The organism is Streptomyces sp. NPDC007162, from assembly GCF_040634175.1.
Lineage (GTDB): Bacteria > Actinomycetota > Actinomycetes > Streptomycetales > Streptomycetaceae > Streptomyces.
In genome coordinates, this window is record NZ_JBEYFC010000005.1 from 21,778 (window position 1) to 48,245 (window position 26,468).

Annotated in this window: 21 protein-coding genes; 4 read left to right on the forward strand and 17 right to left on the reverse strand. The window is 72.3% G+C overall.

The features are described 5' to 3' along the window. Positions 1–23: 23 nt before the first annotated feature. From ABZ646_RS01250 to hrcA, 7 genes are all read right to left on the reverse strand, one after another. A complete protein-coding gene (locus ABZ646_RS01250; RefSeq protein ID WP_360511685.1) occupies positions 24–3,272 on the reverse strand; it encodes a S41 family peptidase in 3,249 nt (1,082 codons plus the stop codon). Between the two features lie 46 nt (positions 3,273–3,318). Next, positions 3,319–3,882, reverse strand: a complete 564-nt coding sequence (locus ABZ646_RS01255; protein WP_360511687.1) for a hypothetical protein — start codon at positions 3,880–3,882, stop codon at positions 3,319–3,321. 76 nt (positions 3,883–3,958) lie between these two features. Beyond that, complete coding sequence (locus tag ABZ646_RS01260; protein WP_360511689.1) at positions 3,959–4,351, reverse strand: VOC family protein; 393 nt, start codon at positions 4,349–4,351, stop codon at positions 3,959–3,961. Positions 4,352–4,401: 50 nt separating this feature from the next. After that, positions 4,402–5,151 carry a 16S rRNA (uracil(1498)-N(3))-methyltransferase gene (locus ABZ646_RS01265; RefSeq protein WP_360511691.1) on the reverse strand — a complete coding sequence of 250 codons (750 nt, stop codon included), beginning with the start codon at positions 5,149–5,151 and terminating at the stop codon, positions 4,402–4,404. After that, the gene (locus ABZ646_RS01270; protein WP_360511692.1) at positions 5,148–6,239 is read right to left on the reverse strand and encodes a nitronate monooxygenase; all 1,092 of its coding nucleotides are present in this window, start codon (positions 6,237–6,239) and stop codon (positions 5,148–5,150) included. The genes ABZ646_RS01265 and ABZ646_RS01270 overlap by 4 nt, the downstream gene beginning before the upstream one ends. A gap of 77 nt (positions 6,240–6,316) precedes the next feature. Next, positions 6,317–7,453, reverse strand: a complete 1,137-nt coding sequence (gene dnaJ / locus ABZ646_RS01275; RefSeq protein ID WP_046733194.1) for a molecular chaperone DnaJ — start codon at positions 7,451–7,453, stop codon at positions 6,317–6,319. Further along, complete coding sequence (hrcA, locus tag ABZ646_RS01280) at positions 7,454–8,470, reverse strand: heat-inducible transcriptional repressor HrcA (RefSeq protein WP_360511695.1); 1,017 nt, start codon at positions 8,468–8,470, stop codon at positions 7,454–7,456. A gap of 174 nt (positions 8,471–8,644) precedes the next feature. Between hrcA and ABZ646_RS01285 the strand changes: the two genes are divergently transcribed. Both ABZ646_RS01285 and ABZ646_RS01290 read left to right on the forward strand, forming a co-directional pair. Continuing rightward, the gene (locus ABZ646_RS01285) at positions 8,645–9,367 is read left to right on the forward strand and encodes an MBL fold metallo-hydrolase (protein ID WP_360511697.1); all 723 of its coding nucleotides are present in this window, start codon (positions 8,645–8,647) and stop codon (positions 9,365–9,367) included. A gap of 34 nt (positions 9,368–9,401) precedes the next feature. After that, positions 9,402–10,217, forward strand: a complete 816-nt coding sequence (locus ABZ646_RS01290; protein ID WP_360511699.1) for a DUF3097 domain-containing protein — start codon at positions 9,402–9,404, stop codon at positions 10,215–10,217. Positions 10,218–10,228: 11 nt separating this feature from the next. On the opposite strand, the gene hemW is transcribed toward ABZ646_RS01290, so the two are convergent. Then, positions 10,229–11,461, reverse strand: a complete 1,233-nt coding sequence (gene hemW, locus ABZ646_RS01295; protein WP_360511701.1) for a radical SAM family heme chaperone HemW — start codon at positions 11,459–11,461, stop codon at positions 10,229–10,231. A gap of 40 nt (positions 11,462–11,501) precedes the next feature. Further along, entirely contained in the window at positions 11,502–13,484 is a 1,983-nt protein-coding gene (locus tag ABZ646_RS01300) for a SpoIIE family protein phosphatase (RefSeq protein WP_360511703.1), read from the reverse strand. Positions 13,485–13,829: 345 nt separating this feature from the next. Here ABZ646_RS01300 and ABZ646_RS01305 point away from each other — a divergent pair, with 345 nt between their 5' ends. After that, complete coding sequence (locus ABZ646_RS01305) at positions 13,830–14,390, forward strand: response regulator (protein ID WP_360511705.1); 561 nt, start codon at positions 13,830–13,832, stop codon at positions 14,388–14,390. A gap of 70 nt (positions 14,391–14,460) precedes the next feature. Here the strand turns inward: ABZ646_RS01305 and ABZ646_RS01310 are convergent, their stop codons facing one another. Both ABZ646_RS01310 and lepA read right to left on the reverse strand, forming a co-directional pair. Beyond that, positions 14,461–16,335, reverse strand: a complete 1,875-nt coding sequence (locus ABZ646_RS01310; protein ID WP_360511707.1) for an AMP-dependent synthetase/ligase — start codon at positions 16,333–16,335, stop codon at positions 14,461–14,463. A 272-nt stretch (positions 16,336–16,607) separates the two neighbouring features. Beyond that, on the reverse strand, positions 16,608–18,482 hold the full coding sequence (gene lepA / locus ABZ646_RS01315) for a translation elongation factor 4 (protein ID WP_360511709.1): 1,875 nt from the start codon (positions 18,480–18,482) through the stop codon (positions 16,608–16,610). A 254-nt stretch (positions 18,483–18,736) separates the two neighbouring features. Here lepA and rpsT point away from each other — a divergent pair, with 254 nt between their 5' ends. After that, entirely contained in the window at positions 18,737–19,003 is a 267-nt protein-coding gene (gene rpsT / locus ABZ646_RS01320) for a 30S ribosomal protein S20 (RefSeq protein ID WP_046733201.1), read from the forward strand. Between the two features lie 305 nt (positions 19,004–19,308). Here rpsT and holA read toward each other — a convergent pair whose 3' ends face one another. The 6 genes from holA to ABZ646_RS01350 form a co-directional block, all read right to left on the reverse strand. Then, entirely contained in the window at positions 19,309–20,298 is a 990-nt protein-coding gene (gene holA / locus ABZ646_RS01325; protein ID WP_360511711.1) for a DNA polymerase III subunit delta, read from the reverse strand. 82 nt (positions 20,299–20,380) lie between these two features. Further along, the gene (locus tag ABZ646_RS01330) at positions 20,381–20,626 is read right to left on the reverse strand and encodes a hypothetical protein (RefSeq protein WP_360511713.1); all 246 of its coding nucleotides are present in this window, start codon (positions 20,624–20,626) and stop codon (positions 20,381–20,383) included. A 50-nt stretch (positions 20,627–20,676) separates the two neighbouring features. Then, positions 20,677–21,558 (reverse strand): YceI family protein, encoded by an 882-nt coding sequence (locus ABZ646_RS01335; RefSeq protein WP_360511715.1) that lies wholly within the window; start codon positions 21,556–21,558, stop codon positions 20,677–20,679. Between the two features lie 174 nt (positions 21,559–21,732). Next, positions 21,733–22,620 (reverse strand): arylamine N-acetyltransferase, encoded by an 888-nt coding sequence (locus ABZ646_RS01340; protein WP_360511717.1) that lies wholly within the window; start codon positions 22,618–22,620, stop codon positions 21,733–21,735. A 4-nt stretch (positions 22,621–22,624) separates the two neighbouring features. Beyond that, positions 22,625–25,255, reverse strand: a complete 2,631-nt coding sequence (locus ABZ646_RS01345) for a ComEC/Rec2 family competence protein (RefSeq protein WP_360511719.1) — start codon at positions 25,253–25,255, stop codon at positions 22,625–22,627. Beyond that, entirely contained in the window at positions 25,252–26,424 is a 1,173-nt protein-coding gene (locus tag ABZ646_RS01350) for a ComEA family DNA-binding protein (RefSeq protein ID WP_360511721.1), read from the reverse strand. The genes ABZ646_RS01345 and ABZ646_RS01350 overlap by 4 nt, the downstream gene beginning before the upstream one ends. Positions 26,425–26,468: the final 44 nt, after the last annotated feature.

Sequence of the window (26,468 nt, forward strand, 5' to 3'; positions counted from 1 at the left end):
ATGCCCAATGCAGCCCCGCGCCCCTAGAGCGCCGGCAGAGCCGGCGGTGTCTTCGCCGGACCGTTCTCCAGCGCCTCCAGCGCGAGGCGGACGGCCTCGTCCAGTTGGGGGTCCCTCCCCGCGCCCCAGTCCTGGGGGGTCTGGACGACCTCCACGTCCGGGTCGACGCCGTGGTTCTCCACTCCCCAGCCGTAGCCCTCCAACCAGAACGCGTACTTCGGCTGGGTGACCAGGGTGCCGTCGACCAGGCGGTAGCGGCTGTCGATGCCGATGACGCCGCCCCAGGTGCGGGTGCCGACCACGGGGCCGATCCCCAGCGCCTTGATCGCCGCGTTGACGATGTCGCCGTCCGAGCCGGAGAACTCGTTGGCGACGACGACCACCGGCCCCCGGGGCGCGTCCTTCGGGTAGCTGTGCGGGCGCATGCCGCGCGGCAGGTCCCAGCCGACGATGCGACGGGCCAGTTTCTCCACCACGAGCTGGGAGGTGTGGCCGCCGCGGTTCTCGCGGACGTCCACGACGATGCCCTCGCGGGCCATCTCCACGCTCAGGTCCCGGTGGATCTGGGCCCAGCCGGGGGCCTGCATGTCGGGGACGTGGAGGTAGCCGAGGCGGCCCCCGGACGACGTGTGGACGTGGGCACGGCGGTCGGCGACCCAGGCGTGGTAGCGCAGGGGTTCCTCGTCGGCGACCGGTACGACGACGGGGTGGCGCAGTTCGCCGCCGCCGGCCGGGGACACGGTCAGTTCGATCGCCTTGCCCGCGGTGCCGACGAGGAGCGGGCCGGGGCCGGCCACCGGGTCGACGGGGCGGCCGGCGACCGCCACGATCGCGTCGCCGGGCCGCACCGCGGCGCCGGGTGCGGCGAGGGGGGAGCGGGCGCCGGGGTCGGAGGTCTCGGCGGGCAGGATCCGGTCGATGCGCCAGCTGCCGTCCTCGTGCCGGGAGATGTCGGCGCCGAGCAGGCCCTGGCGGGCGCCGTGGCCGTGGCCGCCGCGCGGGGTGACGTAGGCGTGCGAGGTGCCGAGTTCGCCCTGCACCTCCCAGAGCAGGTCCACCAGGTCGCCGTGGGTGGCGCAGCGGTCGACGAGCGGGCGGTAGCGGTCGAGGACGCCGGTCCAGTCGACGCCGCCCAGGTCGGGGCGCCAGAACTGGTCGCGCATGATGCGGCCGGTCTCGTCGAACATCTGCCGCCACTCGGCGGCCGGGTCGACGGTCGCCCGGAGCCGGGTCAGATCGACGGTGATGTTGCTGTCGCTGTCCTCGTCGCCCGAGGCGCGGCGGTCGCTGGGTACGACCTTCAGCTTGCCGTCGGACCACAGCAGGACGCGCTTGCCGTCGCCGCTGACCTCGAAGTGGTCGGCGTCGGCGGAGAGGTACTCGATGCGCTGCTGGGCGAGGTCGTAGCGCTCCAGCTCGGTCTTGGGGTCGGTGTCCTCGGGGTGGGCGCGGGAGGCGCCGAGGACACCGCGCACCGGGTGCCGCAGCCACAGGACGCCGTCCTTGGCAGCGCGCAGCCCGGAGTAGCGGCCGGCCTCGACGGGGAACGGCACGATCCGGTCGGCGAGGCCCTCCAGGTCGATCCGGGTGGCGGGGGTGCCCTCGGCGTCCGGGGTCTCGTCCTTGTCGGGGGTCTCGAAGGGCCGGCCGTGCCGCTGCGGGCCGAACGGCGAGGGGGTGGTGGCCGCGAGGGTGATCAGGTGCGGGCGGTCGCCGACCACGAAGGCCAGGTCGAAGACGTGCTCGTCGTAGACCGGGTCGAAGGAGCGGGTGGAGAGGAAGGCGAGGTGTTTGCCGTCGCGGGTGAAGACGGGATCGTAGTCCCGGAACCGCAGCGGGGTGGCCTCGGTGACGGTGAGGTCGGTGGTGTGGGCGACGCGCAGCTGGGCCAGTCCGCCGGCGCCGGGGTGCGACCAGGCGAGCCAGCCGGAGTCGGGGGAGAACGCCAGCCCGGACACGTCGCCGTCCTCGCTGCGGTCGACCTCGCGGACCTCGCCGGTCTCGCGTTCGACGAGGAGCAGCCGTCCGTCGTGCGCGGCGACCGCGACCCGGCCGCCGTCGGGGGCGACGGCCAGGCCCAGGACCCGGCCGAGCTGCCCGGCGGCGAGCCGGCGCGGGGTGGAGCCGGGGGCGGGACCGGTGGCGGGCGCGAACTCCAGGGCGTCCTCGCCCTCGGCGTCCGTCACCCACACCACCCACTCCTCCGCGTCGGCCCGGAACGTGACGGGCAGCCTGGCCCGCACCCCGGGCCGGACGGCGAGGGCGCGCGCCGGACCGGAGCGGTGGGTCACCCAGTGCACACCGCCGCGCACCAGGACGGCGCTGCCGCGCGCGGTGTGGTCGGGCGAGGCGGAACCGATCCAGCGGGCCGCGTTGACCGGGTACGGCTGCCGGTCCACCCGGGGGCCGCCGAGCCGGACGTCCAGCAGGCGCGGCTCGGCACCCTCCAGGTCGTCCAGGAGCCAGAGTTCACCGGCCGAGGCGTAGACGACCCGGGTGCCGTCGCTCGCCGCGTGCCGGGCGTAGAAACCTCCCCCACTCTCGGCTTCGCTCGAGCGGGGGGTGCCCCCAAGGGGGGTGTGCCTGCGCAGGTCGGAGCCGTCGGCGAGGGAGGAGTACAGCGCTCCGGTGCCCTCGTGGTCGGAGAGGAACGCGATCCGGTCGCCGACCCACTCCGGGTACTCCAGGTTCCCGTCCAGCTCGGCGTGCAGCCGTACGAACTCGCCGTCGCCGTCCCGGTCGATCCACAGCTTCCCGGCCGTACCGCCCCGGTACCGCTTCCACCAGGCCGCCTCGCGGCCCATCGGCGCGGACAGCAGCACGGTGGCGGGCCCGTGGGCGACATGCCCGACCGGGCCGTACGGCAGGACGGTGGACGGTCCGCCGTCGAGCGGGACGGTACGGGCCCAGCTGCGCCGGAGACTGGCCTGGCCGTAGCTGGTGATCGCGAGGACCTGCCCGCCCTCGGTCCAGCCGCGCACCTGGGTGCGGGAACTCCCCCAGTGTGTCAGGCGGGTGGCGGGGCCGCCGTCGACGGGGGCGGTGTGGATCTCGGGGGCGCCGTCGCGGGTGGAGGTCCAGGCGACCGTGGTCCCGTCGGGTGAGATGCGCGGATGGGTCACCGGCGTGTTGTCGGCGCTGATGCGCCAGGCCCGGCCGCCGTCGAGGGGCGCGAGCCACACGTCGTCCTCGGCGGTGAAGGCGATCAGGTCGCCGTGAACATGGGGAAATCGGAGGTAGGACCGCGGTCCTGTCGCTGCACCCTGAGTCACCCGCTCAGCCTATGCACCGGGGAGTGTTTCCGGTGCCCGCTTGCGATCACTTTCCCTGCACGGGCCAGCACTTGGGGTCACCCTGGCACCAGATCGTCCTGGTCACGGTCACGGTGGGGCCGGGCCGCTGCCCGTAGGTGGGCGGCCGGTAGGTGCTGTACGCGGGTCCGGGCGTGGCATCGCAGTTTCCCAGGCCGTTCACCCGGAACCACTCCTTGCCGCCGACCTTCGCGACGAGGCTCCCGCGCACACAGGCACCGCTGACGGCCTTGGTGACCCGCCCGGTGACGGTGATGGCCCGCCCGTCCTTGGTCCTGCCCTTGCAGTCGACGGAGACGACGGTGGTCTCGGACGCCGAGGGCGTCTTCGCCGACGAGCCGGACGACCCGGACGTGCCGTAGCTGCCGGTGCAGGTGAGCCAACTGACGTCGACGTGCTGCCGTTTCAGCTCGGCGGTGGCCGTCTGGTCGGTGGTGTACGCGACGGTCGCGGTGTTCAGGTCGCTCGGCCGGCAGCCCACCAGGCCGCCGAAGGCGACCACCGCGAGCCCTGCCACGGCCGCCGCCCTGCTGCCGCGCGGCCGGCGCCAAATCAGCCTCAATGCCCCCATGGAGGGCAGCCTGCCACCGTCCCGGCCGTGGCGGTAGGGGGCTTACGGCCACTCACGTGTTCGCAGCCGTCACCCTTCAGGTGCGCAGCAGCAGCCACTCCTGGAGCTCCACCAGGTTCCCCTCCGGGTCCTTCAGGTGGGCGACCCGCATCCGCTGCGTCATCGGTGCCGGCCCGTGCACCAGGACCGCGCCGCGTCCGGTGATCTGCTCGCAGTAGGCGTCGAGGTCGTCGACGCGCAGCACCACCAGCGAACGGTGCCCGGTCGCCGGGTCCCCCAGTTCGCCCAGCGTCTCGGCCATCATCGCCCGGTCCTGCAGGGCGATCCCCGCGGACCCGGCGTGCGGGCTGAACTTCTCGTACGGCCCCTCACTCGCCCCCGACTGCGGCTTCAGCCCCAGCACTTCGGAGTAGAAGCGGTAGCAGGCGGCGAAGTCGGTGACCAGGAGCCGGACTTGGGCGAGTTCCACGGCGCGTTCCCCCAGGAGGTCATGCGGGTGCGGTGCGGGTGTCGTACGGGTCAGGACCACCGGCCGGTGCGGCCCAGCAGCAGGGCCGCGGCCGCGGTGCCGGCGGTCGACGTACGCATCACCGTAGGCCCCAGGGTGTACGCCCGCGCACCCGCCTCCTCGAACAGCGCCAACTCGTCCCGGGCCACGCCCCCTTCGGGCCCGACAACCAGCACGATCGCACCGTCGGCGGGCAGTTCGGCGGTGGCGAGGGGCGCGCTGTCGTGCTCGAAGTCGGAGTGGAGCACGGCGGCGAAGTCGGCGCCCGCGAGCAGCGCCGCGACCTGCTTGGTGGTGGCCGTGTCCGCGACCTCGGGGAAGCGCACCCGGCGGGACTGCTTGCCGGCCTCGCGGGCGGTCGCCCGCCACTTGGCGAGCGACCTGAGCCCCCGGTCGCCCTTCCACTGGGTGATGCAGCGGGCGGCCTGCCAGGGCACGATCCCGTCGACGCCGACCTCGGTCATGGTCTCCACGGCGACCTCCCCGCGGTCGCCCTTGGGCAGCGCCTGCACCACGGTGATCCGGGGCGCGGGCGCGGGCTCCTCGGCAACCGTGCCCAGGCGCACCACCAGCCGGTCCTTGCCCTCGGCGGCGATCACCTCGCACACGGCGTGGCGTCCGGCGCCGTCGGTGAGCACGATCTCCTCACCGGCCTCCAGCCGCTTCACGGAGACCGCGTGCCGCCCCTCGGGGCCGTCCAGGACGTACGGGCCGCCGCCCTCGGCGGGGAACCGCTCGACGACGAACACGGGCGCTGTCATCGCCCCTCCTCCTTGTCCTTGGTCGGCAGCGTCGACAACGCTGTCGACGCTGCCGCGAGTTCCGCCACGAGGGTCTCCACGAGCCGCCCGGCGGGCAGCTCCCGGGCCAGCCGGTGGCCCTGCCCCGCCCACAGCGCCATGCCCTGCGCGTCCCCGGCCCGGACGGCGGCCTTGCGCAGCGGGGCGGTGAGGTGGTGGACCTCCGGGTAGGCGGCGGGCGCGTACGGGCCGTGCTCGCGCACGAAACGGTTGACCAGGCCCCGGGCGGGCCGCCCGGAGAACGCCCGGGTCAGCTCGGTCCGGGTGAACAGCGGGTCGGTCAGCGCCTGCTTGTGCAGGTCGGCGGCGCCGGACTCGGGGGTGGCCAGGAAGGCCGTGCCCAGCTGGGCGGCGCTCGCGCCCGCCGCGAGGACGGCCGCGATCTGGCTGCCGCGCATGATCCCGCCCGCGGCGACGACGGGCAGGCTCACGGTCTCCCGGATCTGGGCGACCAGCGCGAGCAGCCCGATCCCGGAGCCGTCGTTCTCGGGGACGTCCCGGTGGGTGCCCTGGTGACCGCCGGCCTCGACGCCCTGCGCGATCACCGCGTCCGCGCCGGCCCGCTCGACGGCGAGGGCCTCCTCGGCCGTGGTCGCGGTGACGAGGGTGAAGGTGCCGGCCCGGCGCAGGGAGTCCAGGGCCTCGCGGCTCGGCACACCGAAGTGGAAGGAGGCCACGGCCACCGGGTTGTCGAGGAGGACGGCGAGTTTCGCGTCGTACCCGTCGTCCCGGCCGCTGTCCGGGTCTCCGAGCTCGATCCGGTACCAGGCGGCCTCACCGGCCAGCTGGTGCGCGTAGAGGTCCACGGCCCCCGACTCCGCATACTCCGGCTGCGGCATGAAGAGGTTCACGCCGAAAGGGCGGCCGGTCAGTCCCCGCAGCTGCTTGATCTCCTGGTACATCCCGTCGGCGGTCTTGTACCCGGCGGCCAGGAACCCCAGTCCGCCCGCCTCGGACACGGCGGCGGCGAGCTGCGGACCGGAGGCCCCGCCCGCCATGGGGGCCTGCACGATCGGAAAGCGGCAGAGATCGGTCAGTGCGGAGGACATGACGGCATGTTGTCACGTCCTCCGAACAAGACCGAATCGGCCGCCGCTTTGGCACATGCCAGAAATGTCGCGGCCCGTCAGCGGCCGTTGAACGCGTCCTTCAGCCGGCTGAACAATCCCTGCTGCCCCGGCTGGAACTGCCCCGTCGGCCGCTCCTCCCCGCGCAGCTTCGCCAGCTCCCGCAGCAGCCGCTCCTGCTCCGGGTCGAGCTTGGTGGGCGTCGTCACCTCGACGTGGACGATCAGGTCGCCCCGGCCGCCGCCCCGCAGGTGCGTGACCCCGCGGCCGTGCAGCGGAATCGACTGCCCGGACTGCGTGCCCGGCCGGATGTCGACCTCCTCCAGCCCGTCCAGCGTCTCCAGCGGCACCTTCGTACCGAGCGAGGCCGCCGTCATCGGGATCGTCACCGTGCAGTGCAGGTCGTCCCCGCGCCGCTGGAACGTGGAGTGCGGCAGCTCGTGGATCTCGACGTACAGGTCACCGGCGGGACCGCCACCCGGGCCGACCTCGCCCTCACCGGCGAGCTGGATCCGGGTGCCGTTGTCGACACCCGCCGGGATCTTCACGGTCAGCGTCCGCCGCGACCGCACCCGTCCGTCACCGGCGCACTCGGGGCACGGCGTCGGTACGACCGTCCCGAACCCCTGGCACTGCGGACACGGCCGCGAGGTCATGACCTGACCCAGGAACGACCGCGTCACCTGCGAGACCTCACCGCGGCCCCGGCACATGTCACACGTCTGGGCGGTGGTGCCCGGCGCCGCGCCCTCACCGTTGCAGGTGTTGCAGACGACCGCCGTGTCGACCTGGATGTCCTTGGTCGTGCCGAAGGCCGCCTCGTCGAGCTCGACCTCGATCCGGATCATCGCGTCCTGACCGCGCCGCGTCCGCGACCTCGGCCCACGCTGCGACGCCGTACCGAAGAACGCGTCCATGATGTCCGAGAAGTTCCCGAACCCACCGGCGCCGAAGCCGCCCGCGCCCCCGCCGCCGCTCTGCGACAGCGGGTCCCCGCCGAGGTCGTAGACCTGCTTCTTCTGCGGGTCGGAGAGCACCTCGTAGGCGGCGTTGATCTCCTTGAACCGCTCCTGGGTCTTCGGATCCGGGTTGACGTCCGGGTGCAGCTCGCGCGCGAGCCGACGGAAGGCCTTCTTGATCTCTTCCTGCGACGCGTCGCGGCGCACGCCGAGAACGGCGTAGTAGTCCGTGGCCACTTACGACTCCGCCAGGATCTGTCCGACGTACCGTGCCACCGCTCGTACCGCTCCCATCGTTCCCGGGTAATCCATGCGGGTCGGTCCGACCACGCCGAGCTTGGCGAGTGCCTCGCCGCCCGAACCGTAACCGACCGACACCACGGACGTGGAGTTGAGTCCCTCATAGGCGTTCTCGTGACCGATGCGTACGGTCATGCCCGAATCCCCCGCCTCGCCCATGAGTTTGAGGAGGACGACATGTTCCTCCAGAGCCTCCAGGACGGGCCGGATCATGAGGGGAAAGTCATGTCCGAAGCGGGTGAGATTGGCGGTACCGCCGATCACCAGCCGCTCCTCGTTCTCCTCGACGAGCGTCTCCAGCAGGGTGGAGAGCACCGCCGTGACCGTACCGCGGTCCTCGGCCTCGAAGGCGTCCGGCAGGTCCTCCACCAGCCGGGGCACGTCCGAGAACCGGCGGCCCGCGACCCGGCTGTTCAGCCGCGCCCGCAGATCCGCCAGGGACGCCTCCCCGAACGGCGCCGGACAGTCGACCAGCCGCTGCTCGACCCGCCCGGTATCGGTGATCAGCACCAGCATCAGCCGCGCGGGGGCGAGCGCGAGCAGTTCCACGTGCCGCACGGTCGACCGGGTCAGCGAGGGGTACTGCACCACGGCCACCTGCCGCGTCAGCTGGGCCAGCAGCCGGACCGTGCGCGCCACGACGTCGTCGAGGTCGACGGCGCCGTCCAGGAAGCTCTGGATGGCCCGCCGCTCGGGCGCGGTCATCGGCTTGACACCGGCCAGCTTGTCGACGAACAGCCGGTAGCCCTTGTCGGTGGGGATCCGCCCCGCGCTGGTGTGCGGCTGGGCGATGTACCCCTCGTCCTCCAGGGCGGCCATGTCGTTGCGGACGGTCGCCGGCGAGACACCGAGGTTGTGCCGTTCGGTCAGGGCCTTCGAACCCACCGGCTCCTCGGTGCCGACGTAGTCCTGGACGATGGCGCGCAACACCTGGAGTCTGCGTTCACTCAGCATCCCGCGCCACACCTCCAGAAAGTCGTCCCCGCGGCCTTTCGGGTCTTTCGTCTGGCACTCTGCGAGCCCGAGTGCCAGCATCCCCGGCCCAGTGTACGGCCGACGGGTACTGACTGGGCAAGGTCGGTACGGGGACGAGGCGGACCCGTCGCGTTCTGCGGCTAGCGTCGCGGTATGACAGTGACTTGGGAAGAGCTGGGCTGGGAGCGACTGGCCGAGGGGGTCGGCCGGTGCCGACTGCCCGGCTGGGACTGCACGGCGGGGCTGGTCCTCGGGGCGGGCCCGGCCCTCATGGTGGACGCCGGGTCGAGTCTCGCGGAGGGCGCGCGGTTGCGCACCCAGGCGCAGGCGCTCGCCGACCGTCGTGTGACCCATCTCGCGCTCACCCATCCCCATTTCGATCACGTCCTCGGGGCGGCGGCGTTCGCGGGCGCGGACCTGTACGCGGCGGTGGGCGCGGAGGCCGTCCTCGCGCACGACCGTGAGGGGCTGCGCCTGGACGCGGTCCGCAACGGCCTGCCGGCCTCGGAGGCCGAGGAGGCGGCCGACGCCCTCCCCGCGCCCCGCCACCTGGTCTCCGGCGAGTGGACCCTCGACCTCGGCGACGGCCGCCAGGCCCTGCTCGCCAACGTGGGCCCCGGCCACACCGCCCACGATCTCGTGGTCCTCGTCCCCGGCGACCCCGAGGTGGTGTTCTGCGGCGACCTGGTGGAGGAGTCCGGCGACCCGCAGGCCGGCCCCGACGCCGTACCCTCGCAGTGGCCCGCGGCCCTGGACCGCCTCCTGACCCTCGGCGGCGAACGCGCCCTGTACGTCCCCGGTCACGGAGCGGTGGTCGACGCGGCGTTCGTACGGGCCCAACGCGACGCCCTGGCGGCGCGTTTCGGCGTGTCGTAGGCGCACCGGATCCGCTTCTCCTATCGTCATCCGAATGCGCCAGTACTCCCCCGACCTGACCCCGCCGTGGAAGAAGCCGAAGCCGGTGCCCGAGGTGGCCGCCGAACCCGGCCTGGTGGTGGAGGAACCCGGCACGGGCTTCTGCGGCGCGGTGATCCGCTGCGAGGCGGGCACGGTCACCCTGGAGGACCGCTTCGGCAAGCACCGCGTCTTCCCGCTGGAGCCGCGCGGCTTCCTCCTGGAGGGCCGGGTGGTCACCCTCGTACGGCCCGCCTCCGGGGGCCCGGCGCGCCCCTCGCGTACCGCCTCCGGCTCGGTCGCGGTCCCCGGCGCACGCGCGCGTGTCGCCCGCGTCGGCCGCATCTACGTGGAGGGCCGCCACGACGCGGAACTGGTCGAGAAGGTGTGGGGCGACGACCTGCGCATCGAGGGCGTGGTCGTGGAGTACCTGGGGGGCGTCGACGACCTGCCGTCGATCGTGACCGAGTTCGCACCGGGCCCGGACGCCCGGCTGGGTGTGCTGGTGGACCACCTGGTGCCGGGCACGAAGGAGTGGCGCATCGCCCAGTCGGTGACCGGGGAGCACGCCCTGGTGGTCGGCCACCCGTACATCGACATCTGGGAGGCGGTGAAACCGGCGTCCCTGGGGATCGACGGCTGGCCCCGCGTCCCGCACGGCCAGGACTGGAAGACGGGCGTGTGCCGGGCGCTGGGCTGGCCCTCGGACAACACCGGCGCGGTGTGGCAGGCGATCCTCGCGCGCGTGAGCTCCTACAAGGACCTGGAGCCGGAACTGCTGGGCCGCGTGGAGGAGCTGATCGACTTCGTCACGGGCAGCGGTGACGCCTGACGTCCTCGCGATCAGTCCACCAGGTCCCGCACCACCGCGTCCGCCAGCAACCGCCCCCGCAGCGTCAGCACGGCCCGTCCCCCGTCGTACGCACCGCTCTGAAGCAGCCCCTGCCCCAGCGCCCGCCGCGACGCCGCGAGCCCCTCCCCCTTCAGCAGCGCCAGCGGCACCCCCTCCCGCAGCCGCAGCTCCAGCAGGATCCGCTCCACCCGCCGGTCCTCGTCCGACAGCACCTCGCGTCCGGCCCCCGGCGACCGCCCCGACGCCAGCGCCGCCGCGTACGCCCCCGGATGCTTGACGTTCCACCAGCGCACCCCGCCCACGTGCGAGTGCGCCCCCGGCCCGGCACCCCACCAGTCGGCGCCCCGCCAGTACAGCTCGTTGTGCAGACAGCGGCCCTCTTGCGAGGTCGCCCAGTTGGACACCTCGTACCAGTCGAAACCCGCCTCGGCCAGCACCGAGTCGGCGATCAGGTACCGGTCGGCGTGCACGTCGTCGTCGGTCATCGGCACCTCGCCCCGGCGGATCCGCCGCGCCAGCTGCGTGCCCTCCTCGACGATCAGCGCGTATGCCGACACATGGTCGGGACCGGCCCCGATCGCCGCGTCCAGGGAGGCCCGCCAGTCGTCGTCGGACTCACCGGGCGTGCCGTAGATCAGATCCAGGTTGACGTGCTCGAAACCGGCCGCGCGGGCCTCGGCCACGCACGCCTCGGGGCGGCCCGGCGTGTGGGTGCGGTCCAGCACCCGCAGGACGTGCTGCCGCGCGCTCTGCATGCCGAAGGAGATCCGGTTGAAGCCGCCCTCCCGCAGGGCCGCCAGATACGCCGGGCCGACGGACTCCGGGTTCGCCTCCGTGGTGACCTCGGCGTCCGCCGCGAGCCCGAACTCGTCCCGGATCGCGCCCAGCATCCGCACGAGATCACCGGCGGCCAGCAGCGTCGGCGTACCGCCCCCGACGAACACGGTCCGCACCTCGCGCGGGTCGTCACCGAGGACCTTCCGGGCCAGCCTGACCTCGTCGACCAGCGTGTCCGCGTAGTTGTCGCGGGAGGCGAGCACCCCACCGGTGCCGCGCAGCTCGGTCGCCGTGTACGTGTTGAAGTCGCAGTAGCCGCAGCGGGTCGCGCAGTAGGGGACGTGCAGGTAGAACCCGAGGGGGCGGGTGGCGGCACCGACCAGCGCGGACGCCGGGAGCGCGCCGTCGTCCGGGACCGGTTCACCGTCGGGAAGTGCGGAAGGCATGTCCCCCATTGTCCCGCACCGGCACCACTCGTCCGTCCGGTCACTGCGCCTGGAGCACCAGCAGCGCCAGGTCGTCCTCGGGCTGGCCGCCGCCGAACTCGTGGACGAGCCGTCTGATCCGCTCGGCGATCAGCTCGGCGCTCAGCCCCGCACAGCCGGCCAGCGCCTGGGCGAGCCCGTCCCCGTCGTCGAACTGCCGGGATCCGGAGCGGCGCTCCGTGACCCCGTCCGTCACGCACAGCAGGCTGTCGCCCGGCGCGAGCTCGATGGTCTCGCTGGTGTACGTCTCGTCCTCGACGACCCCGAGCAGGGTCTGCGGCCCGGCGGCGGTACGCACCTGTCCGTCGGGGCCGAGCAGCAGCGGCAGCGGATGCCCTGCGGAGGCGAGGGTGCAGCGGACACCGCCGCCTTCCAGAGGGGTCAGCTCGCCGTACAGCAGGGACAGGAACCGGGTCTGCGGGCCGTCACCGGGCGGCAGCGGGTGGCCGCCGCCGGCGACCAGGGCACGGGCGGCGGCGTCGGCGGCCTCGGTGGCGTCGTCGAGGAGCAGCTGGTTGAGCCGGTCCAGGACGTCGGCGACCCGGTAGCCCTCGCGGGCGAGCAGACGCAGCCAGGGCCGCGCCAGGCCGATGACGACGGCCGCCTCGGGGCCCTTGCCCTGGACGTCGCCCACGGCGAAGCACCAGCGGCCGTCACTCGCCGGGAAGAGGTCGTAGAAGTCGCCGCTGGGGCCGCCCTTGTCACAGGGCTCATAGACGAGCGCACTGGCGACGCCGGGGATCTCGGCGACCGCGCCGGGCAGCAGCCCCCGCTGCAGGACGGCGCTGATGGTGGCCTGCCGGGCGTACTGGCGGGCCGCGCCGATGGCCAGCGCGACCCGGCGGCCGAAGTCCTCGACCAGCCCGGTGATCTCGTCGGGGAAACCGTCCGGTCCTGAGCGTCCGATGACGAGCGTGCCGAGCGGCCGGCCGCCCGCGATCAGCCGGTAGGCGAGCGCCGCGCCGTGGGCGTCCTGCGGGCCGAGCGCCGTGCCGGGCCAGGGGAAGGGCTCGGGCCTCGACCGCAAGCCGTCCTTCGCGCCCGGCGGATCCTTCTCCAGGGCCCGGCGCAGTTCCTCGATGCGGTTCTCACTGCCGTGCCAGACGCGTGCCAGCCGCGGTCCGCCGGCTCCCGTGGGGTCGTTCCAGCCGCCGCGTACGGTCGCCTCGTCCTCCAGCCACACCGCGCACCAGTCGGCGAGCCTGGGCACGATCAGCTGGCCGGTGAGGGCCGCCACCAGGTTCTCGTCGAGCTGCCCGGCGAGCAGGTCGGAGGCCTCCGCGAGAAAGGTCAGGGCGCCCCGGTTCAGCCAGTTGCGGTCCCGCTCGGGGCGGTGCGGGCACCCCCGGTCGAGCGCGGCCGACGGCGCGGGGGGCTCGGGGGCGAGGATCTCGGCGACCCTCAGCTCCTGCTCGTCGGGCAGGGTGCCGCCACGGCCGGTCAGCCGCGCCCACACGGACTTCGCACCGGTGCGGTACGTCACCCCCCAGGACTCGGCGAGCGTGGCGACCAGCCGCAGCCCCCGCCCGTACTCCGGCGTCTCGTACGGCGTCTCGCCCGCGTGGTCGCGGGGGGCGCGGGAGGGATGGTGATCGGTCACCTCGACGACGAACGCGATCTCTTCCTGCCGTTCGCGCAGCTCACGCCCATCGAGGACGGACTGCTCGAGCCACCAGTCGATCTCCACGTCGGTGCCCGCGTGCACCACGGCATTAGTGACGAGTTCGCTGACGACGACCATGGCGTCCTCGGCGACCCGCTGCTGTTCCCGGCCGAGCAGTCCGCAGGCACTCCACTCGTCCAGGGAGGCGCGCACCAGCGCACGGGCGGAACCGGGCGCGAGGGGGCTTCCGGAAAGGGTCGCGCACCCCTGCGCGCGCGGGACCGCACTGTCGTGCGCTTCCGCGGCGGCGGGCGCCTCGTCGCGCGCAGGCGCCTCGCGGACCCGGGAGACGGTCTCCCGTTGCGTGGGTATGGCCCCCATGTCCAGCTCCCCGAGCAGTTCGGACGAATACATCCCGACGGATGCGGACAGAGTGACAGACTGGCTGCGCCCATAAGCACCGAGTTACCGAAGTGGGCCGCCATGAGTGAGAACAGTGCTACGCGTGTGCTCGAAGACGGACAGAAACCGGAACAACTCCGAGCATCCGAAGGACGCCCTCCGCTCGCCACGGCGCCCGCCGCACGGGGCGATCAGGGCCTGGCGTTCACTTCGACACCGCAACGCGGCGCGGGAGACGGGAGCCGGCGGGCCCTGACCGCCCCGGACGAACGCCCCGACGGCACGGGGAGCGGCGGCACGGCCGACGACCGAACGGATGGAGCGATGATCGCTGACGAGCGGGCCGGCATCCTCCTCGTCGACGACATGGAGGACAACCTGACCGCGCTGGAAGCCGTCCTGGGCTCGTTGAACGAGCCGATGGTCCGGGCGCGGTCCGGCGAGGAGGCGGTGAAGGCTCTTCTGCTCCGTCGTTTCGCCGTGGTCCTCCTCGACATCCGCATGCCGGGCATGGACGGCTTCGAGACAGCCGCGAACATCAAACGCCTCGACCGGACGAAGGACGTCCCGATCATCTTCCTGACGGGAGCGGACGAGGACACGGGGTACGCGTTCCGCGGTTATGCGACGGGCGCGGCGGACTACGTGACGAAGCCGTTCGACCCGTGGGTGCTGCGGGCGAAGGTGAACGTCTTCCTGGAACTGCACCGCAAGAACCAGCAGCTGGAGGCACTGCTGGCACGGGAACAGGCCGATTTCGGCGAGTTGAGCAGGCGGTTGGCGGTCATGGAGGACCGGTTGTCAGAGGAACCCGTCGATGTAGCGACGCTAAGAGAAGAAGCCGGGAAACTTCGGCAGTTGTTGAGCAAGAACAAGTCGCACTGACGCGAAGGGACGCGGGGAACCGCCCGCCGTGGAGGGACGCGGGGAACCGCGCCCCTCCTGACACCTGGGACTAGGCCTCCCGGGTCCCGGCGTACATCTCGTCGATGAGGTGCTTGTACTCCCGCTCCACAACCGGCCTCTTCAGTTTCAGGCTCGGCGTGATCTCCCCGTGTTCCACATCGAGATCCCGCGGCAGCAGCCGGAACTTCTTGATGGTCTGCCACTTCTGGAGACCTTCGTTGAGCTGCCTGATGTATCCGTCGACCATCTCGACGGTGACCGGCGCGGCCACGACCTCGGCGTAGGACTTGCCGTCCAGGCCGTTTTCCTTGGCCCATTCCAGGATCGCGGGCTCGTCGAGGGCGATCAGCGCGGTGCAGAAGTTCCGGTCGGCGCCGTGCACCAGGATGTTGGACACGTAGGGGCAGACCGCCTTGAACTGTCCCTCGACCTCGGCCGGCGCGATGTACTTGCCACCGGACGTCTTGATGAGGTCCTTCTTGCGGTCGGTGATCCGCAGATAGCCGTCGGGCGACAGCTCACCGATGTCACCGGTGTGGAACCAGCCGTCGCTCTCCAGGACCTCGGCCGTCTTCTCGGGCAGCCCGTGGTAACCCTGCATGATGCCGGGGCCGCGCAGCAGGATCTCACCGTCGTCGGCGATCCGCACCTCGCCGCCGGGCAGCGGCTTGCCGACCGTGCCCGTGCGGTAGGCCTCGCCGGGGTTGACGAAGGACGCCGCCGAGGACTCCGTGAGGCCGTAGCCCTCCAGGATGTGCACGCCGGCGCCGGCGAAGAAGTAGCCGATCTCGGGCGCGAGCGCGGCGGAACCGGAGACACAGGCCCGCAGCCGTCCGCCGAACGCCTCACGCAGCTTTGAGTAGACCAGGCCGTCGGCGACCTTGTGCTTGGCGGCGAGCCCGAAGGGGGCGGTCGCCGCGCCGGTGCGGCGGAAGTTGTCCTGGGTGACCTTGGCGTACTCGCGGGCGACCTCGGCCGCCCACTGGAAGATCTTGTACTTGGCCGCACCGCCCGCGCGCGCCTTCGCCGCGACGCCGTTGTAGACCTTCTCGAAGATGCGCGGCACGGCGGCCATGTAGGTCGGCTGCACGACTGGGAGATTCTCGATGATCTTGTCGACACGGCCGTCGACGGCGGTCACGTGACCGACCTCGATCTGCCCGGAGGTGAGCACCTTGCCGAAGACGTGGGCGAGCGGCAGCCACAGGTACTGCACGTCCTCGCTGCCGATCAGCCCGGTCGCGGCGATCGCCTTCGCCATGTACGACCAGTTGTCCTGCGGCAGCCGCACACCCTTGGGACGGCCGGTGGTGCCGGAGGTGTAGATGAGCGTGGCGAGCTGGTCCTTGGTGATCGCGCCGACCCGCTCCTTGATCAGCTCGGGGTGCGTCTGCAGGTACTTGGCGCCGCGCGCTTCCAGTTCGGGCAGGGTGATCACCCAGTCACCGGTCTCGACGCCGGCCGGGTCGATGACGACGACCTGCGTGAGCTCGGGCAGTCCGGCGCGCTTCTCGACGGCCTTGGCGAGCTGCGCCGCGTCCTCCGCGATCAGCACCCGGCTGCCGGAGTCGGAGAGGATGAACGCCGACTCCTCGGCGTTGGTCTGCGGGTAGACGGTCGTGGTGGCCGCGCCGGCGCACAGGATGCCGAGGTCGGCGAGGATCCACTCGACGCGGGTGGAGGAGGCCAGCGCGACCCGCTGCTCGGGCTGGATGCCCAGTTCGATGAGACCGGCCGCGATGGCGTAGACACGTTCGGCGGCCTGCGCCCAGCTGAGCGACTTCCAGTCGTCGGGGCCCTGGCCGGAGGCCGCGGGTACCGGGTAGCGGTAGGCCTCGGCGTCCGGTGTGGCCGTCACCCGATCAAGGAAGAGGGCCGCCACGGACGGCGGTCGGTTCTCGATCAGTGTCTGTGTGTCGCTCACGACATCCTCCGGGACCCGCGACGGTGCGGCTGGCTCAGTGCGGCTGGGTTTACTCACGGTGGGGCTCGCGCTGGTTGTTTAACTCGCGAGTAACTATCGAGCAGGGATCAGAGTAAGCCGCGGCCGGGCTGTGCGTAAGGGGCATCGGCCTGTCTGTTTCCCCGCATCTTCCACGCAGAGCGACCCTACGGGCGCGTAGGGGCCCGCCGCACTTTCGTACGGCGGACCCCTGTTGCACCTGTTTTGCGGCCGCGGCCGATCGTTACCCGCGGTTACTTCTTGCTCTTGGCCGATCCCGTGCTGTCATCGCTGCTGAGGACGGCGATGAAGGCCTCCTGCGGAACCTCCACGGAACCCACCATCTTCATCCGCTTCTTGCCTTCCTTCTGCTTCTCCAGCAGCTTGCGCTTCCGGGAGATGTCACCGCCGTAGCACTTGGCGAGGACGTCCTTGCGGATGGCGCGGATGGTCTCGCGGGCGATGACCCGGGAGCCGATGGCGGCCTGGATGGGCACCTCGAAGGCCTGCCGCGGAATGAGCTCGCGCAGCTTGGCGACGAGCCGCACACCGTACGCGTAGGCCGCGTCCTTGTGCGTGATCGCCGAGAACGCGTCGACCTTGTCGCCGTGCAGCAGGATGTCGACCTTGACCAGGCTGGAGGTCTGCTCACCGGTGGGCTCGTAGTCCAGCGACGCGTAACCGCGCGTCTTCGACTTCAACTGGTCGAAGAAGTCGAAGACGATCTCCGCGAGGGGCAGGGTGTACCGGATCTCGACCCGGTCCTCGGACAGGTAGTCCATGCCGAGCAGGGTGCCGCGCCGGGTCTGGCAGAGTTCCATGATCGAGCCGATGAACTCGGTCGGCGCGAGGATCGTGGCCCGTACGACGGGCTCGTACACCTCGTTGATCTTCCCCTCGGGGAACTCGCTCGGATTGGTGACCGTGTACTCGGTCTGGTCCTCCATGACCACGCGGTAGACCACGTTGGGCGCGGTGGCGATGAGGTCGAGACCGAACTCGCGCTCCAGCCGCTCCCGGATCACGTCCAGGTGCAGCAGACCGAGGAAGCCGACGCGGAAGCCGAAGCCGAGGGCGGCGGAGGTCTCCGGTTCGTAGACGAGCGCGGCGTCGTTGAGCTGGAGCTTGTCCAGGGCCTCGCGCAGCTCCGGGTAGTCGGAGCCGTCGAGCGGATACAGACCGGAGAAGACCATGGGCTTCGGGTCCTTGTAGCCGCCCAGAGCCTCGGTGGCGCCCTTGTTCTGGCTGGTGACGGTGTCACCGACCTTGGACTGCCGCACGTCCTTCACACCGGTGATCAGGTAACCGACCTCACCGACGCCCAGCCCGTCCGCGGCCAGCATCTCCGGCGAGTTGGTCCCGATCTCCAGCAGCTCGTGCGTGGCACCGGTCGACATCATCTTGATGCGCTCGCGCTTGTTGAGCTGGCCGTCGATGACACGGACGTACGTCACGACACCGCGGTAGGAGTCGTAGACCGAGTCGAAGATCATGGCGCGGGCGGGCGCGTCGGCGACACCGACCGGCGCCGGGATCTCCTTGACGACCTTGTTCAGCAGCGCGTCGACGCCGACACCGGTCTTCGCGGAGACCCGCAGCACGTCGCCGGGCTCGCAGCCGACCAGGTTCGCCAGTTCCTCGGCGAACTTCTCCGGCTGCGCGGCCGGCAGGTCGATCTTGTTGAGCACGGGGATGATCGTGAGGTCGTTCTCCATCGCCAGGTAGAGGTTGGCGAGGGTCTGCGCCTCGATGCCCTGGGCGGCGTCGACGAGGAGGATGGTCCCCTCGCAGGCCGCCAGCGACCGCGACACCTCGTAGGTGAAGTCGACGTGCCCCGGGGTGTCGATCATGTTGAGGATGTGCGTGCTGCCCTGGTCCGGGCCCTCGGTGGGGGCCCAGGGCAGACGCACCGCCTGGGACTTGATCGTGATGCCGCGCTCGCGCTCGATGTCCATCCGGTCGAGGTACTGAGCACGCATCTGCCGCTGCTCGACCACACCGGTCAGCTGGAGCATCCGGTCGGCGAGCGTGGACTTGCCGTGGTCGATGTGCGCGATGATGCAGAAATTGCGGATCAGAGCCGGGTCGGTACGGCTCGGCTCGGGCACATTGTTAGGGGTCGCGGGCACGCAGGGTCCTGTCTCTTGAGGCGCCTTATGCCTCGGGTCGGATCGATACGTAGCCTCCATGGTCCCATGGAGAGCGACCGGGGCACGGTTTGGGCTGGCCGCCGCCCCACTGCTAGTCTGGGCAGCTGTGTCTCATGCCCTCTCAGCACGAGGCACGTCAATCAGAAAACACACCGGTAAGGGATCCGGACATCTCCACGCCTTCGTCGTGCGGAGAACTCCTGGCCCGTACCAGAACCTGAAAAGGCTCATTCGTGGCGAACATCAAGTCCCAGATCAAGCGGATCAAGACCAACGAGAAGGCTCGGCTGCGCAACAAGGCCGTCAAGTCGTCCCTGAAGACCGCGATCCGCAAGGCCCGTGAGGCCGCTGCCGCAGGCGACGTCCAGAAGGCCACCGAGCTCCAGCGCGCTGCCGCGCGTCAGCTCGACAAGGCCGTCTCCAAGGGCGTCATCCACAAGAACCAGGCCGCCAACAAGAAGTCGGCGCTTGCTTCCAAGGTCGCTTCCCTCCAGGGCTGAACCTCTTCCCTGATCTGACCGCCGGAAGGACCCAGAGCGGGCCCTCTCTCATCCGCTCCCGACCGGCACCCAGAGTCTGTTCGCGGCCTGCGTTCGCCACGCGGGAACGGACTCGACAGCTGTGAGACAAGGCCCCGCCCCCGCCCTTCCCCAGGGCGACGGACGGGGCCTTCGTCATGCGCGTCCCCGGCACCTGCCGGCCCGCGCCGCGGGACGAGAGTGCGTGCATGGCGTCGCGCGACACACGGGACTTCCACGGCCGGCCTGCAGGACTCTCGCGACAGGCGAGGCTTCCGCAACAGGCCCTAGCCACGCCCTCGTGACCGCGCAGCCCGCGCGATGGTCACCACGGCCTTCTCCAGGGCGTACTCGGGATCGTCCCCGCCGCCCTTGACGCCCGCGTCCGCCTCGGCGACGGCCCGCAGCGCGACCGCGACCCCGTCCGGCGTCCAGCCGCGCATCTGCTGCCGCACCCGGTCGATCTTCCACGGCGGCATCCCGAGTTCCCGCGCGAGATCGGCGGGCCGGCCGCCCCTCGCCCCGGACAGCTTCCCGATCGCCCGCACGCCCTGCGCGAGCGCGCTCGTGATCATCACCGGTGCGACCCCGGTCGCCAGCGACCAGCGCAACGCCTCCAGCGCCTCCGCCGTACGCCCCTCCACGGCCCGGTCGGCGACGGTGAAGCTGGACGCCTCGGCCCGCCCGGTGTAGTACCGGCCGACGACCGCCTCGTCGACGGTGCCCTCGACGTCCGCGGTGAGCTGGGACGCGGCGGACGCCAGCTCCCGCAGATCACTGCCGATGGCGTCGACGAGCGCCTGACACGCCTCGGGCGTGGCGGACCGCCCCAGCGCCCTGAACTCGCCCCTGACGAACGCGAGCCGATCGGCCGGCTTGGTCATCTTCGGGCACGCGACCTCCCGCGCCCCCGCCTTGCGTGCCGCGTCCAGCAACCCCTTGCCCTTGGCCCCGCCCGCGTGCAGCAGCACGAGCGTGATCTCCTCGGCGGGCGCCCCCAGATACGCCTTCACGTCCTTGACCGTGTCGGCGGACAGATCCTGCGCGTTGCGTACGACCACGACCTTGCGCTCGGCGAACAGCGACGGGCTGGTCAGCTCCGCGAGAGTGCCGGGCTGCAACTGGTCCGGGGTCAGGTCCCGTACGTCCGTGTCGGCGTCGGCGGCCCGGGCGGCGGCCACCACCTGCTGCACGGCACGGTCGAGCAGCAGGTCCTCCTGCCCCACGGCAAGGGTCACCGGGGCGAGCGGATCGTCATCAGCAGTCTTCTTGGCCATCGCGCCAAGCATCCCACGGCCCACTGACACGCGGCCGCGCGGCCGGACGCCCGTCAGCGGCGCCTTCGCGGGCAGCGGAAGCTCACGGCTCCTCCCGCCAGCCCTCCCACTTCCCCGCGAACTCGTCCAGCGCCGCCGGGTCCAGCCGCTCGTCCTCGTCGCGCAGCAGCACCAGCCACTGGGCGTCCTCCGCATCGTCCTCACCCGCCAGCGCGTCCCGCACCAGCCGTGGCTCCTCGGCGACCCCGAACCGCTCCCCGAGCGCCTCGGCCGCCTCCTCCGCCGCGTCCCGGTCCGGCAGCACCAGCACATGTCTCACGTCACTCACGGCCTCATTGTCGGGCACCGCCGCGCACCACGACGATCCGGACGGCCGGCTCAGCCCTCGGGCACGATCTGCACGTCCAGGTCGATCCGGATGCTCGGCCCGACGACGGCGATCCCACGCGCCAGCATCGTCTGCCAGCTCACGGTGAAGTCGTCCCGGTGCAGTTCGGTCGTGGCCCGGCAGGCCGCCCGCACCTCGCCCTCCATGCCGTTGCCCATCCCGAGGTATTCGGTGTCCAGGGTGACCGTCCGCGTCACACCGTGCAGGGACAGCGCCCCGGTGACACCCCACCTCGTGCCGCCCCTGTGCACGAACCGCTCGCTGTAGAACTCCAGGGTCGGAAAGCGCTGCACGTCCAGGAAGTCCGCCGACCTCAGATGGTCGTCCCGCATCCGGACGCCCGTGTCAATGGCGGCGGCGTCGATCACCACGTGCATCGCGGACCGCTCCATCTGCTCGGCGATCCGGACCACACCCGCGAACGAGTTGAACCGCCCGTGGATCCGGGCCAGTCCGATGTGCCGGGCGGTGAAGCCGATCGAGGAATGCGCGGGCTCGATCTCCCAGTCCCCCGGCGAAGGCAGCTCCGGCGGCGCGGCGACCTGGAGGGTCACGTCACCGAGCGAGGCGAGGCAGTTCTCGCCGACCTGCGCGGTGGCCCGGTACGGCGTGAACCCCTCGGCGGACACCGCCAGCCGGTACTCCCCGGCGGGCACGGTCGTCACGAACGACCCGTAGGGGTCGGCGCCGCCGCTGACCACCGTGCGCCCCGTGGTGTCGCTGACCGCGAACTCCGCGTTCGTCACCGGTTCGTTGACCGGGTCCAGCACCCGGCAGCTCAACACCCCGGCGTCCGGCGGAGTCTGCACCGCCGCGAGGGGGCTCGTCCGCTGCACCCGGTTCGTTCGGTTTCCCATCAAGCGGCCGAACATCCACGCCACCCCTGTACGCCTCGCCACCATCCGTTACCGAAGAGACATTCGATCACTGATGCGGCTTTCGAGGCAACAGGGGGCCACATCACGGGAATGCAGCACATGCGCCGGAACCACCCATGAGTGGCACGCTAAGCGGCAGTAGAGACGTGTCATCCCCCGAAGGGCGAATTAGCCGTTCCGCTCTTCCTCCAGCGGGTTCCGCACAGTCGGCACACGGTCCAGCGCGATCCCGAACCGCTCCCGGTACACGCCGAGCACCTCCTCGTCCCGACCCAGCTCCCGCACCTCACGCGTCCCGTCGCCCGCCGTCACCGTCAACGTCCGGCCGCCCAGCGTGACCCGTCCTCCGTCCTCGGTGACCCGGGAACAGACCAGCGACTGCGTGAAGTGCGACGCCGGGGAGGTGCTGTGCCACCACGCCCCGGCCGTGAAATCCCCGAGCACCCGCGGCCTGACCTCCAACCGGTACTCCGGCCGCCCGTCCCGCAACACGTCCAGATCTCCCGATGCCCCGTCCCGCAGCGCGTCCGGACCCCCGCCCGCCGCGCCGCCCGCTCCGCTCACCCCGGCCGCGTCCGGCCCGGCCGCCGTGATCCGGAACGTCCCGCCGGGGTCGGCCTGTTCACCCCGCTCCGCGAACGCCAGCGGGTAGTGGCTGTGCGTCCCGAACCCGACATCCGCCAGCCATTCGCCACCGTCCACCGTCCGCACCCGCAGCGCGAGATGGCCGTACGGGACACCCAGCCGCCCCTCCTCCCCGTACACCCGCCCTGCCAGCGGCGTCACCCGGAACCCCAGTGCGGTGAGCAAGGCGGCGAAGGCGCCGTTGAGCTCGTAGCAGAAGCCGCCCCGGCCCGCACCCACCACCTTGTCCAGCAGCCTGTCCTCCTCCAGCACGATCTCCTCGCCGAGATGGATCGACAGGTTCTCGAAGGGCACTGCCAGCAGGTGCCGCAGATGCAGCTCCCGCAGCGCCTCGGCGGTGGGCCGGGCCGGGCGGGCGGTCCCGAGGCGGCGGAGGTAGGCGTCGATCCGGGCGGAGTCAACCGAGTTCATGCCCTCAGTCTCGCGCCACTCTCAGCTCCCCCGCCTGCCGCCCGCCGCCACCGGTCACCGCGAGCGCCCCGTCCCGGTCGGTCCGCAGCACCACCGCCCCCAGGTTCGCGAGCGCGGCCACCGTGCCCGGTGCTGGGTGCCCGTACGGGTTGTCCACCCCGCAGGAGATGAGTGCGACCCTCGGCGCCACCAGCCGTATCAACTGCGGATCCTGATACGCCGACCCGTGATGGGCCACCTTCAGCACATCCACCCGGCGCAGCTCCGCAGCCGCCGGTGATCTCAGCAGTTCCTGCTGGGCCAGTGGTTCGAGATCACCGAGCAGCAGCATCCGCAGCCCGGCCGAGCGGACCAGCATGGCGACACTGGCGTCGTTCGGGCCGTCCGGTTCCGGTGCCGGATCCGGGGGCGGCCACAGCACCTGCCAGTCCAGCGACCCGGTCCTGCGCTGCTCCCCGGCGACCGCCCGCGTGACCGGAACATGGTGAGCGGCCGCCTCCCGGAAGACGAACTCCGCCTGGTCCGCGGGTTCCGCGAACCCGGTCGTCTCGATCTGCGCGACCTCACGTCCCCGCAGCACCCCGGGCAGCCCGGCCACGTGATCGGCGTGGAAGTGGGTGAGGACGACCAGCGGGACGCGGGTGATACCCAGTTCCCGCAGACAGCGGTCGACCAGCTTCGGATCGGGCCCGGCATCGACGACCACTCCCGTGCCCGCGCCGGCCGCGAGCACCGTCGCGTCGCCCTGTCCGACATCGCACATCGCCAGCCGCCAGCCGGGCGGCGGCCAACCCGTGACCACCCGGGCCAGCGGCGCGGGCCGGACCACCAGCAGCACCAGCAGCACTCCCAGCGCCCCGCACCACCACGGATGCCGCAGCAATCGCCGCCCCAGCAGCACGACGGCCACCGTGACCCCGGCCAGCACAAACGCCCCCGCCCAGCTCCCCGGCCAGTCCACTCCCGCCCCCGGCAACCCCGCCCCGGCCCGGGCGATCCCCGCGATCCAGCCGGCGGGCCAGACCGCGCACCAGGCCAGCACCCTGGCCACCGGCATCGCCACCGGCGCGGCCGCGAGCGCCGCGAACCCCAGCACCGTCGCCGGCGCGACCGCGATCTCCGCCAGCAGGTTGCAGGGCACCGCCACCAAACTCACCCGCGCCGACAGCACCGCGACCACCGGCCCGCACACCGCCTGCGCGGCGGCTGCCGCGGCCAGGCCCTCGGACAGCCGCTCCGGCACCCCGCGCCGCCGCAACGCCTCGCTCCACCCCGGCGCCAGTACCAGAAGCGATCCGGTGGCCAGCACGGACAGCAGGAAGCCGTAACTACGGGCCAGCCACGGGTCGTACAGCACCAGCAGCAGCACCGCCGCCGCCAGCGCCGGCATCAGGGACCTGCGGCGGCCGGTCGCCAGAGCCAGCAGGGCGACGGCGCCGCAGGCAGCCGCCCGCAGCACACTGGGATCGGGGCGGCACACGACGACGAACCCGAGGGTGAGCGCCGAGGAGAACAGAGCGGTCGCCCGCAGCGACAGCCCGAGACGCGGGGCGAGCCCACGCCGCTCGACCTGCTGCGCCAGCCCCGGCGGTCCGATGAGCAGGGCGAGCAGGATGGTGAGGTTGCTGCCCGACACCGCCAGGGTGTGGGCGAGGTCGGTCTCCTCGAAAGCCTCGTCCAGTTCGGGGGTGATCCGGGAGGTGTCTCCGACGACCAGTCCCGGCAGCAGCGCCCGCGCGTCCTCGGGCAGCCCGTCGGTCGCCTTCCGCAGCCCGGCCCGCAGGCGTCCGGCCAGCTGCTGCGGTCCGCTCGGCTCACCCACCACCACCGGGGAAGGACGCTCCCGTACCCGCAGCATCGCCGCGACCCGGTCCCCGCCGGCCGTGGGCGCCGCCAGCCGCGCGGTCACCCGCAACCGCGTGGAGGGCAGCAGCCCGAGCCACCGCGCCCGACCGCCACCACCCGGCGCGGGCACGCCCGGATCGACGACCACCAGCACCGGCGAACGCGTCGTCTCCGCCGTCCCGTCGCCCCGCTCCACCCGCCTCACCTCACCGCGCACCAGCACGGCGGCCGACGTGGCGTGATCTCCCCGCACCCGCGGCCTGCTGACCCAGGGATCACCGGTGAGTTCCACCTCCGCGGTCACGGTCGCGTACCCCCGGGCCAGTTGCGGCACCGGCCCCCGGCGCACGTCCGCCCCGTGCAGCCCCGCCGAGGCGGCCGCTCCGGCGATGCAGAGCAGCAGGGCACCGAGGGATGCCCGCCGCCAGGTCGGCTGCGACGGCGCGGGGTTGGCGGGCCGGGTGACGGAGGGGGTGACCGGAGGGTCGACGGAGGCGGCGGTCGAGGAGTTGCCAACGGTGTTTCCCGGTCGTTCCCCGGCCCGGCTGCGCCACACCAGGGTCAGCCCGGCCGCCAGGCAGCCGACGACGATCCCGGTCGTCCACCCCGGCGACAGGTCCAGCGTCAGCGCCGCCGTCGCCCATGCGGCCAGGGCTGGCGGCACCAGCCGCAGGTCGGCGGTTCCCTCCTGACGAGGGTGCGCGATCCCCGGTCGCCGAACCGAGCCGTCGAGCCCGGCCCGGCGACCGGTCACGGCTGCCGGCGGGGTGCCGCGGGTCGTCCGGCTCATGGCCGTACCAGGTCCCGCAGATCAGAGAAGCGGCGGTCACCGATGCCCTTGACCTGCCGGAGTTCGTCGACCGAGCGGAATCCGACGTGCTGGGTGCGGTAGTCGACGATGTGCTGGGCCAGGACCGGGCCGACTCCCGGCAGGGCGTCGAGCTGCTCCACGGTCGCCGTGTTCAGGGAGACCGGCGCCGACGGACCGGCTCCTGCCACGGCACCCCCTGCCACCTGCCCGGCCTGGCCCGCCTGCCCTGCCCCGGCCGGTGGGGCAGGCCCCCCGACGACGATCTGTTCACCGTCCATGAGGAAACGCGCACGGTTGAGCCCGTCGGTGTCCGCACCGGGCCGCACCCCGCCTGCCGCCCGCAGCGCGTCGGTCACCCGGGACCCGGCCGGCAGCGTGTGGACCCCCGGCTCCCGGACCTTCCCGGTGACGTCCACGACGATCTCGCCGCTGCCGGCCCCGCCCGTCGTCCCGGTCCCACCGGTCCCACCGGACGCCGCGGCCGTACCGGCACCGGCAGCCGGGCCGTTCTTCCTGTTGTTCCTCCCGGCCTTCCCGGCCTGCTCGTCCTTCTCGTACGGCGCCCGGGCGCGCACCACCTCCGGAGCGCTCACGGATTCGGTCCGGCCGGTCCAGAAGTGCTGCAGCGCCAGGGCCCCGGCCACGACGAGGACCACCCCGAGGGCAACGGCGCCCCGGCGTTCCACGGCGACGCGTGTCTGAAGCCACACCGGCACCCGTTCCCGGACGGCTACCCCCAGCCGGGTCCGCAACCCTGGAAGAGCCGGCCGGCGCCGGGCCCCGGTCTCACCGGCAAGGGTGCGGGCGGACGACATCACTGCCGCCGCCGTCGACAGCGCCGCCGCCGCTGTGCGCATCCCGGTGGTGGCCGTGCGCAGCACGCTCGTCGCCGCGGTCAGTCCGGCCGCGGAACCCGTGCCGGCCACCGTCGCCGCCGCCGGAGGTGCTTGCTCCCGTTTCGGCCCGGTGACTCCTCTCTCGCCGAAGAGGAGTTCCGCCCGGCGGCGCAGTTCGTCCGCCGGGGCCGGACGGTGGCGGGCGCCGGCCCGGACCGGGGACCGGCGATGTCGCGTGCGGCCGTCGGAAGTGGGGCCCCGGCCCGGGCCGCTGGTCGCGTGTGTCTCGTGTGAGCGTGATCGAAGTGCCATGCGACGAGGATCGGCCTTCCCACCGATCCGCGATGATCTTGCTC